Source organism: Azospirillum sp. VT-I1 (assembly GCF_055698305.1).
The window spans coordinates 480,076-497,125 of the sequence record NZ_CP168805.1 but is presented as its reverse complement, the minus strand read 5'-3'; the positions used below and the strand labels follow the sequence as shown (position 1 = coordinate 497,125).

General features: G+C 67.7%; 14 protein-coding genes and 1 pseudogene. 11 read left to right on the top strand and 4 right to left on the bottom strand.

The window, feature by feature from the left end:
- The first annotated feature begins 21 nt into the window (after positions 1–21).
- From AB8P05_RS27965 to AB8P05_RS27955, 3 genes are all read left to right on the top strand, one after another.
- Complete coding sequence (locus tag AB8P05_RS27965) at positions 22–696, top strand: LuxR C-terminal-related transcriptional regulator (RefSeq protein WP_472761333.1); 675 nt, start codon at positions 22–24, stop codon at positions 694–696.
- Between the two features lie 40 nt (positions 697–736).
- Positions 737–1,057, top strand: a complete 321-nt coding sequence (locus AB8P05_RS27960) for a hypothetical protein (RefSeq protein ID WP_472761332.1) — start codon at positions 737–739, stop codon at positions 1,055–1,057.
- Between the two features lie 78 nt (positions 1,058–1,135).
- Positions 1,136–2,311: a DNA polymerase IV gene (locus AB8P05_RS27955; protein ID WP_455175655.1), complete on the top strand. Its 1,176-nt coding sequence runs from the start codon at positions 1,136–1,138 to the stop codon at positions 2,309–2,311.
- Positions 2,312–2,321: 10 nt separating this feature from the next.
- Here AB8P05_RS27955 and AB8P05_RS27950 read toward each other — a convergent pair whose 3' ends face one another.
- On the bottom strand, positions 2,322–2,801 hold the full coding sequence (locus tag AB8P05_RS27950) for an Lrp/AsnC family transcriptional regulator (protein ID WP_472761331.1): 480 nt from the start codon (positions 2,799–2,801) through the stop codon (positions 2,322–2,324).
- Between the two features lie 219 nt (positions 2,802–3,020).
- On the opposite strand from AB8P05_RS27950, the gene ald reads away from it, so the two are divergent.
- The 7 genes and pseudogenes from ald (at position 3,021) to AB8P05_RS27915 (ending at position 11,340) form a co-directional block, all read left to right on the top strand.
- Positions 3,021–4,142, top strand: coding sequence for an alanine dehydrogenase (ald, locus tag AB8P05_RS27945; protein WP_472761625.1), 1,122 nt, complete (start codon positions 3,021–3,023; stop codon positions 4,140–4,142).
- A 773-nt stretch (positions 4,143–4,915) separates the two neighbouring features.
- Positions 4,916–5,821 carry an ABC transporter permease subunit gene (locus tag AB8P05_RS27940; RefSeq protein WP_472761330.1) on the top strand — a complete coding sequence of 302 codons (906 nt, stop codon included), beginning with the start codon at positions 4,916–4,918 and terminating at the stop codon, positions 5,819–5,821.
- Between the two features lie 5 nt (positions 5,822–5,826).
- Positions 5,827–7,317, top strand: a complete 1,491-nt coding sequence (gene livM / locus AB8P05_RS27935; RefSeq protein WP_455175653.1) for a high-affinity branched-chain amino acid ABC transporter permease LivM — start codon at positions 5,827–5,829, stop codon at positions 7,315–7,317.
- An 8-nt stretch (positions 7,318–7,325) separates the two neighbouring features.
- Complete coding sequence (locus AB8P05_RS27930; protein WP_472761329.1) at positions 7,326–8,210, top strand: ABC transporter ATP-binding protein; 885 nt, start codon at positions 7,326–7,328, stop codon at positions 8,208–8,210.
- Between the two features lie 3 nt (positions 8,211–8,213).
- Positions 8,214–8,915, top strand: a pseudogene (locus tag AB8P05_RS27925) (ABC transporter ATP-binding protein); the annotation flags it as partial.
- Between the two features lie 9 nt (positions 8,916–8,924).
- Positions 8,925–9,278, top strand: a complete 354-nt coding sequence (locus AB8P05_RS27920; protein ID WP_472761624.1) for a DUF6867 family protein — start codon at positions 8,925–8,927, stop codon at positions 9,276–9,278.
- Positions 9,279–9,654: 376 nt separating this feature from the next.
- Positions 9,655–11,340, top strand: a complete 1,686-nt coding sequence (locus AB8P05_RS27915; RefSeq protein WP_472761328.1) for a methyl-accepting chemotaxis protein — start codon at positions 9,655–9,657, stop codon at positions 11,338–11,340.
- An 18-nt stretch (positions 11,341–11,358) separates the two neighbouring features.
- Here the strand turns inward: AB8P05_RS27915 and AB8P05_RS27910 are convergent, their stop codons facing one another.
- The 3 genes from AB8P05_RS27910 to AB8P05_RS27900 all read right to left on the bottom strand — a co-directional run bounded on the left by AB8P05_RS27910 (position 11,359) and on the right by AB8P05_RS27900 (position 15,052).
- The gene (locus AB8P05_RS27910; protein ID WP_472761327.1) at positions 11,359–12,027 is read right to left on the bottom strand and encodes a hypothetical protein; all 669 of its coding nucleotides are present in this window, start codon (positions 12,025–12,027) and stop codon (positions 11,359–11,361) included.
- A 30-nt stretch (positions 12,028–12,057) separates the two neighbouring features.
- Entirely contained in the window at positions 12,058–13,476 is a 1,419-nt protein-coding gene (locus AB8P05_RS27905) for a selenium-binding family protein (protein WP_472761326.1), read from the bottom strand.
- A 397-nt stretch (positions 13,477–13,873) separates the two neighbouring features.
- Positions 13,874–15,052, bottom strand: a complete 1,179-nt coding sequence (locus AB8P05_RS27900) for an acyl-CoA dehydrogenase (protein WP_455175646.1) — start codon at positions 15,050–15,052, stop codon at positions 13,874–13,876.
- Positions 15,053–15,413: 361 nt separating this feature from the next.
- Here AB8P05_RS27900 and AB8P05_RS27895 point away from each other — a divergent pair, with 361 nt between their 5' ends.
- Complete coding sequence (locus AB8P05_RS27895; RefSeq protein ID WP_455175645.1) at positions 15,414–17,033, top strand: DedA family protein; 1,620 nt, start codon at positions 15,414–15,416, stop codon at positions 17,031–17,033.
- Positions 17,034–17,050: the final 17 nt, after the last annotated feature.

Below are 17,050 nucleotides of genomic sequence, written 5' to 3'. Positions count from 1 at the left end.
CGAATGGGGAGTGCGCAAGCCATGGGCGAGGACAACATAGCGGGCGAAGACGGAACGACCATCGTCATCGGCGACGACCATCCGCTGGTCCAGGCGGCGCTGCGCGACGCACTGGGCAAGGCGATGCCGGAGGTGCGGGTGATCGAATGCCCGGACCTCGACTCGGTGATGGCGACGGTGGGGCGGCGGCCGGACGACATCGACCTCGTGCTTCTCGACCTCAACATGCCCGGCACCCACGGCTTCGCCGGCCTGTTCATGATGCTGGCCCATCACCCGACCGTGCCGGTCGCCATCCTGTCGGCGCTTCAGGACTCCGACACCATCCGCCGGGCTTTGGCCTATGGCGCGTCGGGCTACATCCCCAAGTCGCTGTCGATGCCGGCGATGGCCGACGCCATCCGCGCCATCCTGTCCGGCGAGACCTGGGCGCCGCCGCTGTCCGCCACCTCGTCCGAAGCCGACGAGGCGGATGCCGCCCGCCGCTTCGCCTCCCTGTCGCCGCAGCAGCTGCGCATCCTGACGATGATCGTCGACGGCAAGCTGAACAAGCAGATCGCCGGCGAGCTGAACGTGTCGGAGCAGACGGTGAAGGTCCACGTCTCCAGCATCCTGCGCAAGCTGAACGTGGTCAGCCGCACCCAGGCCGCCGTGGTCGCCGGCCGTCTGGCGGTGGGCGGGGATGTGCTGCGGTGAGGACGCGCCCCTTTCCCGTGACCGACCCTGCGGTGCGTCCATGGCCCTTCTGCTGAGCCTTTCGCTGGCCCTGTCGCTGATCGTCCTGCTCGGCGCCGCGGCGATGGAGCGGGCGGCGATCCTCGGCCGGATCAACGGGGCCAACGGGTTGACCGTCCTGGTGGCGCTGGTCGTCTCCGCCGCCGCCTCCCTCCTGGTGGCCCTGCTCGCCGGCTGGATCGGCGGGTGGAGCGCCCTGCCGGCGGTCCTCGCCGGCTCGGTGCTCTATCATTGGGCGATGGCAAAGCTGTTGCTGGGCGGGTTGCAGGCCATCGCGTCCCGCATCGCCGCCGGCGACCGGGCGAAGTCGTCGTCGCGCTGACTGTCCCATCCACCCCCGTTCTTCCTTTGTACGCATAAGCTGGCGGTTCGCAGGCCTATTTGCTAAGCTGCCGCAATCATGACCGCGCCCCCGCACTGCGTCTGCCGCGATTGCGCCGCCGCCCTGCCGGGTGACGTAACGCGCTGCCCGAAATGCGGCAGCCGGCGGCTGTTCCGCCATGCGGAGCTGCACAGCCTGTCCATCGGCCACATCGACTGCGACAGCTTCTACGCCACCGTGGAGAAGCGCGACCGGCCGGAGCTGGCCAGCCGGCCGGTGATCGTCGGCGGCGACGACCATCGCGGGGTGGTGGCCGCCTGCTGCTATGTCGCGCGGATGTCGGGCGTGCGCTCCGCCATGACGATCCGGGAGGCGCTGGACCGCTGCCCCGACGCCACCATCATCCGTCCCAACATCGCCAAATACAAAGAGGTCGGCCATCAGGCCCGCGCGATCATGGAGGCCTTCACCCCCCTGGTGGAGCCGATCAGCATCGACGAAGCCTATCTCGACCTGACCGGCGTCGAGGAGCGGCTCAGCATCAGCCCGGCCCAGGCGCTGGTGGAGATCGTCCGCCGCTTCGAGAGCGAGCTGCGCATCACCGCCTCCATCGGGCTCAGCTACAACAAGCTGCTGGCGAAGATCGCCTCGGACCTCGACAAGCCGCGCGGCTTCTCGGCGCTCGGCCGGGCGGAGGCGGCGGGCTTCCTGGCGCCCAAGCGGGTCACCATCCTGTGGGGCGTCGGCCCGGCGCTGGAGCGCAAGCTGTTCGCCGACGGCATCACCCGCGTCGGCGACCTGCAGGACAAGGACGAGCATTGGCTGGTCAAGCGCTACGGCGCCATGGGGCGGGTGCTGTTCAACTATGCCCGCGGCGAGGATTCCCGCCGCGTGCACCCTGAGTCGCCGAGCAAGAGCATCTCGTCGGAGGAAACCTTCGACTGGGACGTCACCACCCTGCCTGCCCTGGCGCAGGAGCTGCGCCCGCTGGCCGACAAGGTCGCCCGCCGGCTGGAGCGCGAGGGGCTGCTGGGCCGCAGCGTGGTGCTGAAGCTGAAGACCAGGGATTTCCAGCAGCTGACCCGCTCCCGCCGGGTGGAGCCGACCCGCTCGGCCGAGGCGATCCTGGCCGCCGGCATCGCCCTCTTGGAGCGCGAGGTGGACGGCCGCGCCTTCCGCCTGATCGGCATCGGCTGCACCGACCTGACCCACCCGGAAACCGCGCCCGACCCGGAACTGGACCTGTTCGGCTGACCACAGGGGATCAGTCGGCGGAGTCCTCCAGCGCCGGCAGGCTGCCGGGGCGCACGACGCTGCGGATGGCGAAGCTGGACTGGATGCGCTGGACACCGGGCAGGCGCGACAGCGAATCCTTGTAGATGCGGTCGTAATCGGCCGGGTCCTGCGCCACCACCCGCAGCAGGTAATCCGAACTGCCCGACAGCAGATAGCATTCCCGCACCTCCGGACAGCGACGGACGGCGGCATCGAAGCGGCGCAGATACTCTTCCGTCTGGCGTTCCAGCGTGATCTGGACGATGACGGTGACCGACCGCTCCTCGTCCGCCGTCTCGATGATGGCGGTATAGCCGCGGATCACGCCGGAATGCTCCAGCATGTGCAGGCGGCGCAGGCAGGCCGACGGCGACAGCCCGACCTCCGCCGCCAGCTTGGCGTTGCTCATCCGGCCGTCCTTGCGGAGAAGGCGCAGGATCTTGTGGTCCAGGGCATCCAGGGCGTGCATGCAACTTTGTTCGAAGACGTGGAGGATTCTGCGAAAGCTCCACCACACTATGGGGGATTCATGCAAGGCTTTGCAGAGATTCACCCCGTTCGACAGCCTTATAGTGACTTTTATAAGACAATCAGCCCAACCGATGGTTTCACCCGATACCCGGGGATTTCGGCCGTATCGCTTGGGCGAAGGATCGGATCGAGGAGATCTCGTATGGTCGAGTCCCGCATGGTCACGCGCATCGGCGTTCCCAAGGAGATCAAGAACCACGAGTACCGGGTCGGCCTGACGCCCGCCTCGGTCCGCGAACTGGCGGCTGACGGCCATGCCCTGCTGGTGCAGAGCGGCGCCGGCGCCGAGATCGGCTTTTCCGACGAGGCCTACCGCGCGGCGGGCGCCGAGATCGCCGACACCGCCGAGGAGGTGTTCGCGAAGGCCGACCTTATCGTGAAGGTGAAGGAACCGCAGCCGGCGGAATGTCGCAGGCTGCGGCCGGATCAGGTGCTGTTCACCTATCTGCACCTCGCCCCCGACCCCGAACAGGCCCGGCTGCTGATGGAGAGCGGCTGCACCGCCATCGCCTACGAGACGGTCACCGACCGCGCCGGCCGGCTGCCGCTGCTGGCGCCGATGTCGGAGATCGCCGGCCGCATGGCGATCCAGGTCGGCGCCGTCGCCTTGCAGAAGAGCAACGGCGGCTCCGGCATCCTGCTGGGCGGCGTGCCCGGCGTGCTGCCCGGCAAGGTGCTGGTCATCGGCGGCGGCGTGGTCGGCGCCAACGCCGCCCGCATGGCGATGGGGTTGGGCGCCGACGTGACCATCGCCGACCGCTCCATGCCCCGGCTGGCCCAGCTCGACGACCTGTTCGGGCCGCGGCTAAAGACCGTCTACGCCTCGGCCGACACGCTCGACCGGCTGGTCGCCGACAGCGATCTGGTGATCGGCGCCGTGCTGGTGCCGGGTGCGGCGGCGCCGAAGCTGGTGCGCCGCGACCAGTTGGCCGGCATGCGCCGCGGATCGGTTCTGGTGGACGTCGCCATCGACCAGGGCGGCTGTTTCGAGACCAGCCGCGCCACCACCCATTCCGACCCGACCTATGTGGTGGACGGGGTGGTCCATTACTGCGTCGCCAACATGCCGGGCGCCGTCGCCCGCACCAGCACCGAGGCGCTGAACCATGCCACCCTGCCCTTCGTCCAGGCGCTGGCCGGCAAGGGGTGGAAGCGCGCGCTGGCCGAGGATCCGCATCTGCTGGAGGGACTGAACGTCCATGCCGGGCATTTGACCTACGCGGCGGTCGCCGACGCCCTGGGGCAGCCCTTCACCGACCCCCGCGGGGTCATCGGCTGAATATGTGAACAGCTGTTGACAAAGAACTGAACGGAATTTTGCCGAATCGGGGCTTGCGGAAATTTCATTCTGAAATCGGCGGCGGGAGCGCGAGGAATGTTGTTTTTTTCCGCCGCCGGAAAGAGAGTGTTGCGCCTACGGATCAAGTTGCTTTACCTGTCTGTGACAAGAAAAAGGGTAGCATCCGCCACCGGCACCCAAGTGCCGGGGTGAGAGGCCAAGAACAGAATAGAACAGGGTAAGGCTCGGCGCCTTTCGCCGACTGAGCCGGGCTGGGCGGTCGTTCCGTCCGATCCGGCCGATTCACACCAGGTTTGTCCGGCAGCGATGCCGGTGGGGACGCCACGGCCGCAAGCCGTGCCGCGCAAGTGGGAGCTGTTGACCATGGTCGAACGACGGAATGCCGCCCGGGTGCGGGACCGCGCCCCAGCGACATTGTCGCGCGCCCGGATGACATTGTCGCGCGTCTGGATCGCGTCGCCGCTCGTCCGGACGGCCGCCGGTCGTAGTCCGGCCCGCCGCCTGCGGATCCGCAGCGGTCCCCCATACCGCCTTTGACCGAAGCCCCGCCGGATCCCGCATCCGGCGGGGCTTCGGCAAGAACCGGGTGCGGCGGCGGGGTTCCAAGCGTCCCCTGCCTCGGTCCTGGATGTTCTCCCCCGTTCATCCGGATCGGAACTCCGCCGCCGCACACGGCTCAATCCAGGTTTCGAGTACCAAGTTTCGAGTGCCTGCCTATTCGGTGATCTGGGAGAGTGGGAGAAGAGCGCCTGATGGACTATTTCATACAGCAATTGATCAACGGCTTGTCGCTTGGGGCGATCTACGGCCTGATCGCGATCGGCTACACGATGGTGTACGGCATCATCGGGATGATCAACTTCGCCCATGGCGAGATTTACATGATCGGCTCCTTCGTGGCGCTGATCACCTTCCTGGCCATCGGCGCGCTCGGCATCACCTGGGTGCCGCTGGCCCTGCTGGTCATGCTGCTCGCCTCCATGCTGTTCACCAGCGTCTATGGCTGGACGGTCGAGCGCATCGCCTACCGGCCTTTGCGCTCCTCGCCCCGGCTGGCGCCGCTGATCTCCGCCATCGGCATGTCGATCTTCCTGCAGAACTACATCCAACTCCTCCAGGGCGCCCGCTCCAAGCCGCTGCAGCCCATCCTGCCCGGCAACCTCACCCTGATGGACGGCGCCGTCTCCGTCAGCTACGTCCGCCTCGCCACCATCGTCATCACCCTGATCCTGATGGTCGGCTTCACCATGCTGATCAACCGCACCTCGCTGGGACGTGCCCAGCGCGCCTGCGAGCAGGACAAGAAGATGGCCGGCCTGCTCGGCGTCAATGTCGACCGCGTCATCTCCCTGACCTTCGTCATGGGTGCGGCACTCGCCGCCGTCGCCGGCATGATGGTGCTGCTGATCTATGGCGTCATCGACTTCTACATCGGCTTCCTGGCCGGGGTGAAAAGCTTCACCGCCGCCGTGCTCGGCGGGGTGGGCTCGCTGCCCGGCGCCATGCTCGGCGGCGTGGTCATCGGCCTGATCGAGGCCTTCTGGTCCGGCTATGTCGGCTCCGAATGGAAGGACGTCGCAACCTTCTCCATCCTCGTCCTCGTCCTGATCTTCCGGCCCACCGGCCTGCTCGGCCGGCCCGAGATCGAGAAGGTGTAAGCGCCATGACCATGCACTCCAACACCGTCTCGTCCACCGCGGGCGGCGCTGCCCGCGGCGTCGACTGGGCCGCCACCATCAAGGACGCCGGCCTCGCCGCCTTCGTGGCCCTGCTGCTGACCGTGCCGCTGGTCGGCCTGCGCACGGTGGACCGCCCCACCGGGCTGGGCATCGAGGCCCGGCCGGAGGAGGTCGTCGCCTCCATCGCGCTGGTCTTTTTGGGCCGCCTCGGGCTCGGGCTGATCCGTCAGGGCATGGCGCTGCCGGTGCTGATCCTGGCGCTGCTCTGCGCCGGCGTCGGGCTGCTGCTGCCGATGCCGACCCAGGTGCTGCGCCTGGTGCTGGTGCTGGGCGGCGGCGTCATCGCCATCCGCGCCGCCATGACGGTCGCCACCGGCCGCTCCAAGCTGTCCCAGGCCGACCGCGACAAGCGCATGGACCGCATCGCCGCCAAGGTGCAGCACGCCAGCCGCTACATCGGCCCGGTCGCCGTGGCCTTCGCCGCCGTCCTGCCGCTGACCCCGCTGGCCGACCGCATGATCCTGGACATCGGCATCCTGCTGCTGACCTACATCATGCTGGGCTGGGGCCTGAACATCGTCGTCGGGCTGGCCGGCTTGCTCGACCTCGGCTATGTCGCCTTCTATGCGGTGGGTGCCTACAGCTACGCGCTGCTGGCCCATTACTTCGGGCTCAGCTTCTGGGTCTGCCTGCCGCTGGCGGGCGTGCTCGCCGCCATCTCCGGCGTGCTGCTGGGCTTCCCGGTGCTGCGTCTGCGCGGCGACTATTTCGCCATCGTGACGCTCGGCTTCGGCGAGATCATCCGCATCATCCTGGTCAACTGGTACCAGTTCACCGGCGGCCCCAACGGCATCTCCGGCATTCCGCGGCCGAGCTTCTTCGGCATCGCCGACTTCTCGCGCAGCCCGGCCGAGGGCATGGCCGCCTTCCACGAGATGTTCGGGCTGGAATTCTCGCCGCTGCACCGCATCATCTTCCTCTACTACCTCATCCTGGCGCTCGCGCTGGTGGTGAACCTGTTCACGCTGCGCGTGCGCAAGCTGCCGCTGGGCCGGGCGTGGGAGGCCCTGCGCGAGGACGACATCGCCTGCGCCTCGCTCGGCATCAACCGCACCAACATGAAGCTGGCGGCCTTTGCCATCGCGGCGATGTTCGGCGGCTTCGCCGGCTCCTTCTTCGCCACGCGCCAGGGCTTCATCAGCCCGGAGAGCTTCACCTTCATCGAGTCGGCGATCATCCTCGCCATCGTGGTGCTGGGCGGCATGGGCAGCCAGATCGGCGTGGTGGTCGCCACGCTGCTGGTGATCGGCCTGCCCGAAGCGTTCCGCGAGTTGGCCGACTACCGCATGCTGGCCTTCGGCGCCGGCATGGTGGTGATCATGCTGTGGCGTCCGCGCGGCCTGCTGGCCCACCGCGACCCGACCATCCTCCTGCATGGCGGCCGCAACCCCGCCGCGACGGGAGCCGCGAAATGAGCGCCGTGATGACTGACAAGCCGCTTCTGACGGTCGAACACCTGACCATGCGCTTCGGCGGCCTGGTGGCGAACAACGACGTGTCGTTCGAGGCGCGGGCGGGCGAGATCACCGCGCTGATCGGCCCGAACGGCGCCGGCAAGACGACGCTGTTCAACTGCGTCACCGGCTTCTACACCCCCACCGTCGGGCGGCTGACCCTGCGCCACCCCACGGGCAAGGAGTTCCTGCTGGAGCGGATGCCGGGCTACCGCATCGCCCAGCTGGCCGGCGTGGCGCGCACCTTCCAGAACATCCGGCTGTTCGGCGGCATGAGCGTTCTGGAGAACCTGATCGTCGCCCAGCACAACAAGCTGATGCGGGCCTCGACCTTCGCCATCGGCGGCCTGCTCGGCCTGCCCGGCTACCGCAAGGCGGAGCATGAGGCGGTGGAGCTGGCGAAATACTGGCTGGAGCGGGTGCGCCTGACCGAGTTCGCCGACTGGGAGGCCGGCAACCTGCCCTACGGTGCCCAGCGCCGGCTGGAGATCGCGCGTGCCATGTGCACCGAGCCGGTGCTGCTGTGCCTGGACGAGCCGGCGGCCGGCCTGAACCCGCGCGAGTCGGCGGAGCTGGCCGAGATCCTGACCTTCATCCGCGATGTGCAGACGCCGCAGGGTCACCGGACCGGCGTTCTGCTGATCGAGCATGACATGAGCGTGGTGATGCGCATTTCCGACCATGTGGTGGTGCTGGACTATGGCCGGAAGATCTCCGACGGCACGCCTGAGCATGTGAAGAACGACCCGGCGGTGATCCGCGCCTATCTGGGTGAGGACGAGGACGAGGCGCTGCCGCCGGAGGTGGCGGCCGACCTGCACATCTCCCCCACCGCCGGCCAGAAGGGAGCCTGAGCCATGTTGAAGGTATCGGGCGTCCACACCTTCTACGGCGCCATCGAGGCGCTGAAGGGCATCGACATCGAGATCGGCGCCGGCGAGATCGTCTCGCTGATCGGCGCCAACGGGGCGGGCAAGTCGACGCTGCTGATGACGATCTGCGGCAGCCCCCGCGCCCGCCAGGGCCGGGTGTTCTTCGAGGGCGAGGACATCACCGACCTGCCGACCCACGAGATCGTGCGGCGCGGCATCGCGCAAAGCCCGGAAGGCCGTCGCATCTTCCCGCGCATGACGGTGCTTGAGAACCTGCAGATGGGCTCCATCGTCGCGCAGCCCGGCAGCTTCGAGCGCGAGCTTGAGCGGGTGCTGACGCTGTTCCCGCGCCTGAAGGAGCGCATCAACCAGCGCGCCGGCACGATGTCGGGCGGCGAGCAGCAGATGCTGGCGATCGGGCGCGCGCTGATGAGCCAGCCGCGGCTGCTGCTGCTGGACGAGCCGTCGCTTGGTCTGGCGCCGCTGATCGTGAAGCAGATCTTCCAGGTGATCGAGGAGATCAACCGGGAGCAGAAGATGACGGTGTTCATGGTGGAGCAGAACGCGTTCCACGCGCTGAAGCTGGCGCACCGGGCCTATGTGATGGTGACGGGGAAGATCACGATGACGGGGACCGGGGCGCAGCTTCTGGCCGACCCGGAGGTTCGCGCGGCTTATCTGGAAGGGGTCACTGAGATGGAGACGATCCTTGGCTCTTCGCTTCCGGTGTTCCTGTTCCTGACGGTTCTGGTGTTCGGCGGCTGCGGCGTGCTGACCGGCCAGACGCTGGCAGAGGGGTGGAAGCCGGTGTCGAACGTGCTGGCCTATTCGCTGCTGCTGGGGGTGGGCGACCGCTTCCTGGCCTGGGGGCTGTTCGGCGAGCAGCTGCTGTCGCTGTGGGGCTTCATCGTCCACACGGTGGTGATCGCCGTCATCACGCTGACCGCCCACCGCATCGCCATCGCGCGCCGCATGGTCAACCAGTATCCGTGGCTCTATGAGACCGCGGGGCCCTTCGGCTGGCGGGAGCGCAATCCGGCCCGCGGCTGAGAAGGATTGTCCTGGAGTGGTCCACTCCCCCGATGGGCTGGACCACTCCAGGATAAAATCCTCAGGGAAAGACCCAATACCAAGCCGGCGATAAATCCGGTAGCATGTTAACGACATTTAACAAGTTGGCGGCAAGATCTTTACTTCCGCATGTCGGCGGCAAGACTTAGGGATTGCCTTAACGTCCGGCAATCATCCGAAAGTCAGAGAAGAAGATCATGGCGCACGGCCATGACTCTCTGTTACAATACCATTTAAATATTGCAATTCGTTGACACTTCGACAGTGAACGCCGGCCCTGCCGGCGGTTGAGACGCCGTGCCTTCATGGCCGGCGGCCGGGGATGAGCGAAGGCGGCATGGGAAGGGGCAAGAGCATGGCAGTGGACAAGGCGGCCGCATCCCGGCCGCGGCGGTTCTGGAGCGTCGGGCGCAAGGTGACGGCGGCCTTTGTCGCCGCCATCGTCGGCGGCTTCATCGTCATCATGGGGCTGCAGGCCAAGATGCAGTATGACGACGCGGTTCGGCTGGCGACGCATGACGCCCGTGTCAAGACGGACATGCTGGCGAATGCCACCAAGACCAGCTTCGTCGCCGGCGACGGCGCCTCCATCGAGACGGAGTTCATGCCGCTGGCCGACAGCGGCGAGGTGCAGCTGGCCTCGCTGCGCGCCGCGACCGCGGCCGGCACGCTCGCCGACTTCTCCAACCAGCGCTTCACCAAATACGACCTGAAGGCCGACCAGGACCTGATCGAGGCGGTGCTGGCCGGCAAGGGGGCGCAGACCCGCTCGGCCAAGGGCCACATCGTGGTGACGGTGCCGGTGGTAACCGGCAAGAGCAACCGGCTGGTCGGCGCCCTGCAGATCGCCTGGAGCCTGGAGCAGCAGATCGACGCCATCGCCACCCAGATGCGCAACCAGATCGCCATCTGCCTGATCGCGCTGGTGGTTCAGATCGCCCTGCTGAATGTCCTGCTCGGCCGGATCGTCATCCGCCCGCTGCGCGCCATGTCGGCGGCGATGGCGAAGCTCGCCGGCGGAGATACCAGCGTCGAGGTGCCCGGCACCGGCCGCTCCGACGAGATCGGCGCCATGGCCGGCTCGGTCACCGTCTTCCGCGACAACGCCCGCGCCATCGAGCGCATGCACGCGGCCCAGGCGGAAGCAGACGCCAAGGCGGAGGAGGCCAAGCGCGCAGCCCTGCTCGACCTCGCCGACCGCTTCCAGGGAACGGTGAAGCGGCTGGTGGAGGGCATTGCCGACTCGGCCGCCGGCATGGCCGACAGCGCCGACCGCATGGCCGTGGTGGTGGGCGAGGCGTCGAGCCAGACCCGCAACGTCGCCCGCGAATCCGACGACATCCAGTCCAACGTCCGCTCCGCCGCGGCGGCGGCGACCGAACTGGCAAGCTCCATCGGCGGCATCTCCGAGCAGGTCGGCCATTCCGCCCGCATCGCCGGGGAAGCGGTGTCGCATGCCGACCGCACCAACGCCACCGTCCAGGGGCTGATCGCCAATGCCGAACGCATCGGCCAGGTGGTCGGGCTGATCCACGCCATCGCCAAGCAGACCAACCTGCTGGCGCTCAACGCCACCATCGAGGCCGCCCGCGCCGGGGAGGCCGGAAAAGGCTTTGCAGTCGTGGCGACCGAGGTGAAGGGGCTGGCCGACCAGACCGCCAAGGCCACCGACGAGATCGCGGCCCAGGTGAACGCCATGCAGTCGGTGACCCGCGAGGCCGCCGACGCCATCGGCGCCATCGGCAGCACCATCACCGAGATCGACGGGATTTCCGGCACCATCACCCAGTCGGTGCAGGAACAGAACTCCGCCACCCAGGAGATCGCGCGGGCGGTGGAGATGGCGGCGCTGGGCACCCAGGACGTGTCGGCGACCATTGCCGCCCTGGCCCACACGGCGGAGAGCGCCGGCAGCACCGCGCTGGGCGTTCAGGACGCCGCCCGCGGCCTGTCCGGCCAGACCCGTACGCTGGCGGCCGAGGTCGAGCGCTTCCTGACGGAGGTGCGCCAGCAGGCGACGGGGGATGTGAGGGCGGCGTGAGTGCCCTGACGGCGGGGCTCACCCCAGCAGCAGGAACCCCGCTCCGGTGCCGATCAGGGCGCCCGCCCACAGCAGATCGAAATTCACCCAGCCGCGGCGCAGGATGCCGAGCCCGACGGTTTCGAAGACCACCAGCCCGATGACGGCGATCACCGCCAGCATCGCCGCCATATGCACCAGAACCACCGCCAGCCCGGCCGCCGCCGATCCCAGTGCGGCGACCGGGCCGGTCATCTCCGCCCCCGGTCCGCACAGGGACAGCGCCATCAGCTGCGCCGGCGCCAGCATGCCCAGCAGCAGGGGCAGGATCATCAGCCCGGCCCCGTGGGCCGACGCCATCAGGAAGGACCAGAGCGTCAACCCGGCAAAGCCGGTGCGCATGCCGACCCGCAGCCGGTGGCGGTATCCGCGCACCAGCCGGTAGAGGCCGAAACCAATCAGGAGGGCGGGCGTGGCCAGCCTCAGCGGGGCCGTCGTAACGACCAGCTGCAGGATGGCGAAGCCCGCCACCACCACCAGCACCGACAGGGCATGGCCCAGCGCGATGGGGGGCAGGGCCCTGATGACGGCGTCCCGCCGGCCCTCCTGAAGACCCAGCGCCACGGCGAAGAGCCATCCCATCGCCGGGTTGATGCCATGGAAGGCGCCGAGCCCGGCAAGCGCCAGCCATTGCCAAGGGTCATCCATGGAGAGGCGTCCCTTAGAATCCGATCGCGGTCATGGATAGCAGTAGGAATCCGAAGAGGCGTCGCCGCCTTCCAGCCGGATCTGGTGACCGCGGAACTCGTCGTCGAAGCGCAGGAAGAACCGCTCGTCGATGGTCAGGCCACCATCCGGGTCGGCATCGAGCTTGACCATCCAGCTCTTGATTCCGTCCGGATAGAACTGGTCGTCCCAGCTCCGGTACAGCGAGTTGGTGAAGTAGACCCGCTTGCCGTCGCGGCTGACCTCGACCATCTGCGGACCACCGTTGAGGGCGCCGCCATCGGCATCGCCGCCGGGATGACCGTTGCGCCCGACGATCCCTCCCAACCGCACCGAACTTGTCAGCCTGGGCTGGAACGGATCGGAGACGTCGTACCGCCGCATCTCCCCCGTGCCCCAGCAGGACACGTAGAGCCAGCGGTCGTCCAGCGACAGATCGATGTCGGTGACGAGCGGCGGCACCGCCTTGAAGCCCTTGAGCATCGGCGGCAGCAGATCCGGGTCCGCCGGTTCGGCCGGGATGTCGATCACCTTCCGCATGGCCCACCGGCCATCACCGTTCCCGCCGGACTCGCGATACCAGAGCCAGATCGACGAGGACAGGTCCGACAGGTTGACCACGGCATTCATGAACCCATGAGCCCTGGTCGGGTCGTGGGCCGGCCGCAGTTCCAGCGCCAGCTGGTATTCCGGCCCCAGATCGATGGTCTGCCGGTGCCGCCGGTTGCGCAGATCCCAGAAATGGACCTGATGGCCGTATTTCGCGCCGAGCAGCAGTTCGGGGTTCAGCCCGTCCTCGATCATGTCGGGCGTGCCCCATTCGCTGGTGATCAGCGTGTCCTGGCCGAGATGCCACCAGACATCATAGGCCAGGAACTGCGGGCCGCGGTCGATCTCCCACTGGCCGAGCACCTCGAAGGTTTCGTGGTCCATCAGGAAGACGCCGCCCGGCCCGCCGCCATCGCCTTTCCCGTTGCCGAGCGCGCTGACATAGATGCCCTCCGGTCCGCAATGCAGCGTGTGCGGGCGGGAATAATTGGCGCGCGCTGCAAGCTCCTCCGGCTCGATGACCTTGACGATCCTGGGGTTGGCCGGATCCGGCTTGGTGTCAAGGATGTGGATGCGCGACGACCGCAGCCCGGGCACGATCAGGTATCGCCGCTCGACATGCGGATGCGGGGCGTAGGGGCACAGGGCGGAACTGCAGGCGTTCCAGCCGAAATGGTGCAGCTCGTCGCCGACATTCGGCATGTCGACCCGCCGGAGGAGCCGGCCGTAGCTGGCCGAGGATGGATCGACATCGACCACCCCCAGCGCATCCGGCCCCCCTCCGACATTCAGCATCGCCACATAGGCCAGCCGTTCCGAAGGAGCCTGCATCGCCATGCGTGGCGAGGGGTAGAAACTGGGATCAGGAGTCCAGGTTGCCATGGAAATTCCTCCCAAATCGGCATGCGCCGAATTGGAAAGAGTACCTCAGCCTTGACAGACGACAGCGGAAGAAAAGGGAGTGGATTGTCTATATACCGAGCCGACAATCACCCCAATTCTGAATTAGCTTTCGGGACGAACCGGCCGAGCCTTCTGGAGCGCCCGGCACACGGCTGAAAAATTCCCGCCTCGGGACAAAAGAAGCCGGGGTCAGCGGAGAAGAGGGGCTTGCTCCGGGAATCCGCAACCACACCGATTCCCGTAAGGTCCCCGCAAGTTCGCCGCATCACGATGGCTCCCTTCCTCTCCCCGGCACCGGACGGATCTGCGATCCGCCCGATGCCGCCGGCAACGCATGCGTTGGCGCGAGAGGCGGGAAAGGGGATGGACTTTCCGCTCAGAAGAACGCCTGGAGGCCCGTCTGCGCCCGGCCCAGGATCAGGGCGTGGACGTCATGGGTGCCCTCGTAGGTGTTCACCGTCTCCAGGTTCACCATGTGGCGGATGACCTGGAATTCCTCGGAGATGCCGTTGCCGCCATGCATGTCGCGGGCGACGCGGGCGATGTCGAGCGCCTTGCCGCAGTTGTTGCGCTTGATCAGCGAGATCGCCTCCGGCGACCAGCTGCCGTCGTCCATCATGCGGCCGACACGCAGACAGGCTTGCAGGCCCAGCGTGATCTCCGTCATCATGTCGGCCAGCTTCTTCTGGACCAGCTGGGTCTGGGCCAGCGGACGGCCGAACTGCTTGCGGTCCAGCGTGTACTGGCGGGCGGCGTGCCAGCAGAACTCGGCGGCACCCAGCACGCCCCAGGCGATGCCGTAGCGCGCCTTGTTCAGGCAGCCGAACGGACCGCCCAGCCCCGTCGCGTTGGGCAGCAGGTTCTCGTCGGGGACGAAGGCCTCGTCCAGCACGATCTCGCCGGTGACCGACGCGCGCAGCGACAGCTTGCCCTCGATCTTGGGCGTGGAGAAGCCCTTGGTCCCGCGCTCCACCACGAAGCCCTTGATCTTGTTGTCATGGGCGTCCGACTTCGCCCAGACGACGGCGAGGTCGGCGATGGGCGAGTTGGTAATCCACATCTTGGAGCCCGACAGCAGATAGCCGCCGTCGACCTTGGTGGCGCGGGTCTTCATGCCGCCGGGATCGGAGCCGTGGTCCGGCTCGGTCAGGCCGAAGCAGCCGACCAGCTCGCCGGTGGCCAGACGCGGCAGCCACTTCTTCTTCTGCTCCTCGCTGCCATAGGCGTAGATCGGGTGCATGACCAGCGACGACTGCACCGACATGGCGGAGCGATAGCCGCTGTCCACCCGCTCCACCTCGCGGGCGACGAGGCCGTAGGCGACGTGGCTGACGCCCGGCCCGCCATATTCCTCCGGGATGGTCGGACCCAGCAGGCCCAGCTCGCCCATCTCGGTCATGATCTCGCGGTCGAACCGCTCGTCGCGGAAGGCGGAGATGACGCGGGGCTGCAGCCTGTCCTGGCAGTAGGCGCGGGCGCTGTCGCGCACCAGCTTCTCATCCTCGGTCAGCTGGGATTCAAGGAGGAAGGCGTCGTCCCACTGGATGCTCTGCACGGTGCGTCTCCTGCTCGTGTCGTGTGGCGGTTGGCCCGCCGGTTACCGATGGCCGGTCATCGATTGAACCGCACTGTGCCGTGCAGTCGCCATAGCTGCAAACACATATTTTCTATCCTAGTCATAACAGATCGATATGGGCACAGATGAACAGTCACTATGTCGTGCGGTTCTACAAAAGTTTTAACGTGATGCTTACGATTACCTATGCAATTTTGCCGATGGCACCCTGGCCGCCACCTATCCATCGGACATCCCGCCCGTGTTTGCTGCATTGCAACCAATAACCGCCTTCGCCGGTTTCCCTCTGTTGCTGGGCCTTGCTTTGCTTACGCTGTTGCACGAAGACGTTGCAATTGCGGTGGGGGCCAGTCTGGTCAGCGTCGGTACGGTCAGCATCGGCGTTACCGCCCTCACGCTGCTGTGCGGGATCGTCATCGGCGACCTTTTCATTTACGCCCTGGGGCTGTTGTCGCTGCGGGTCAGTTGGATCCGGCGGCGGACCGAAGGACCAATGCTTGAGCGCTGCCGCACGGCATTGCAGAAGAACCTGCTGCCGACGCTGGTGACTTGCCGGATCGTTCCCGGCGTCCTGTTCCCGACCTACTTCGCCTGCGGCGTGATGCGGGTGCCGTTCCTGCGCTTCATCGTCATCACGCTGGTGACGGCGGGGGTGCATGTCGGGCTGCTGCTGACGCTGATGACCTCGTCGCTGGAGGCGGCGGCGGTGCAGGTGCAGGTGATCGGCATCGGCTGCGCCGCCCTGCTGGTGCTTCTGCGCACCCGGCGCGCCCAGTCCATCGTCGGCGCGCTGTTCGCCCGCGTCCGGGCCGGGGTCGAACCGCTGCTGCCCCGCGGCCTGCGCGACGCACTGCGCTGCAATCCGACCCCGCGGGCCATCGACCTGCCCGGCCTGCCGGTGGTGCCGGCCGGCGCCCCCACCATCGGCTGGGCGGAGCGCATCCCGCCGCTGCTGTTCTACATCCCGCTGGTGGTCCAGTGGTTCGCGCTGGGCATCCGCCACCGCAGCCTCACCCTGCCGACCGCCGCCAACCCGTCCATCGAGGCCGGCGGGCTGCTGGGCGAATCGAAGATCGCCTGCATGGACCTGATCGGTCCGGCGGCGCGGCAGTGGGCCGCGCGCTCCGTGGCGCTGGTCAACCGGCCGTCGCTGACCCCGGCAGCGCTCGACCTGCTGGCGTCCGGCGCCGGCCTGTCCTTCCCGCTGGTCGCCAAGCCGGACATCGGCTGGCGCGGCATCGGCGTGCGGCTGGTGCGCGATTCCGCCGACCTGTGCGCCTATCTCGCCGGCTTTCCGGCCGAGGCGCGGGTGATCCTGCAGGAGCATGTGGATTACGCGGGCGAGGCCGGCATCTTCTATGTCCGCAAGCCGGGCGAGCGGCACGGCCGCATTTTCTCCATGACCTTCCGCTATTACCCCCATGTGGTGGGCGACGGCCGCTCCACCCTGCGCGAGCTGATCGCCGCCGACCCGCGCGCCTCCTGGAAGGCCGACCTGCATCACGAGGCGCTGGCCGGCCGGCTGGACGAGGTGCCGGAGGCGGGCCGGACGGTGCGGCTGTCGCTGGTCGGCAGCAGCCGGGTCGGCGGGCTCTACAAGGATGCCTGCGGCCATGTCACCGCGACGCTGACCGCGCGCTTCGACGAGATCGCCGACCAGATGCCGGGCTTCCATTTCGGCCGCTTCGACGTGCGCTTCGCCTCGGTGGAGCGGCTGGCGGTGGGCGAGGATTTCCGCATCATCGAGGTGAACGGGGCGGGCGCCGAGGCCATCCACATGTGGGACCCGGAATTCCGGCTGGCCGACGCCTACGCCACCCTGTTCCACCAGCAGGCCCTGATGTTCGAGGTCGCCGACGCCTGCCGCGCCCACGGCGCCAGACCGCTGACGGCCTGGGAGCTGATCAGCTACCAGCGCCGCCAGCAGACCCTGCTTCCGCTCTATCCCGCCTCCAACTGACCGGCCCGGCCGCGTCC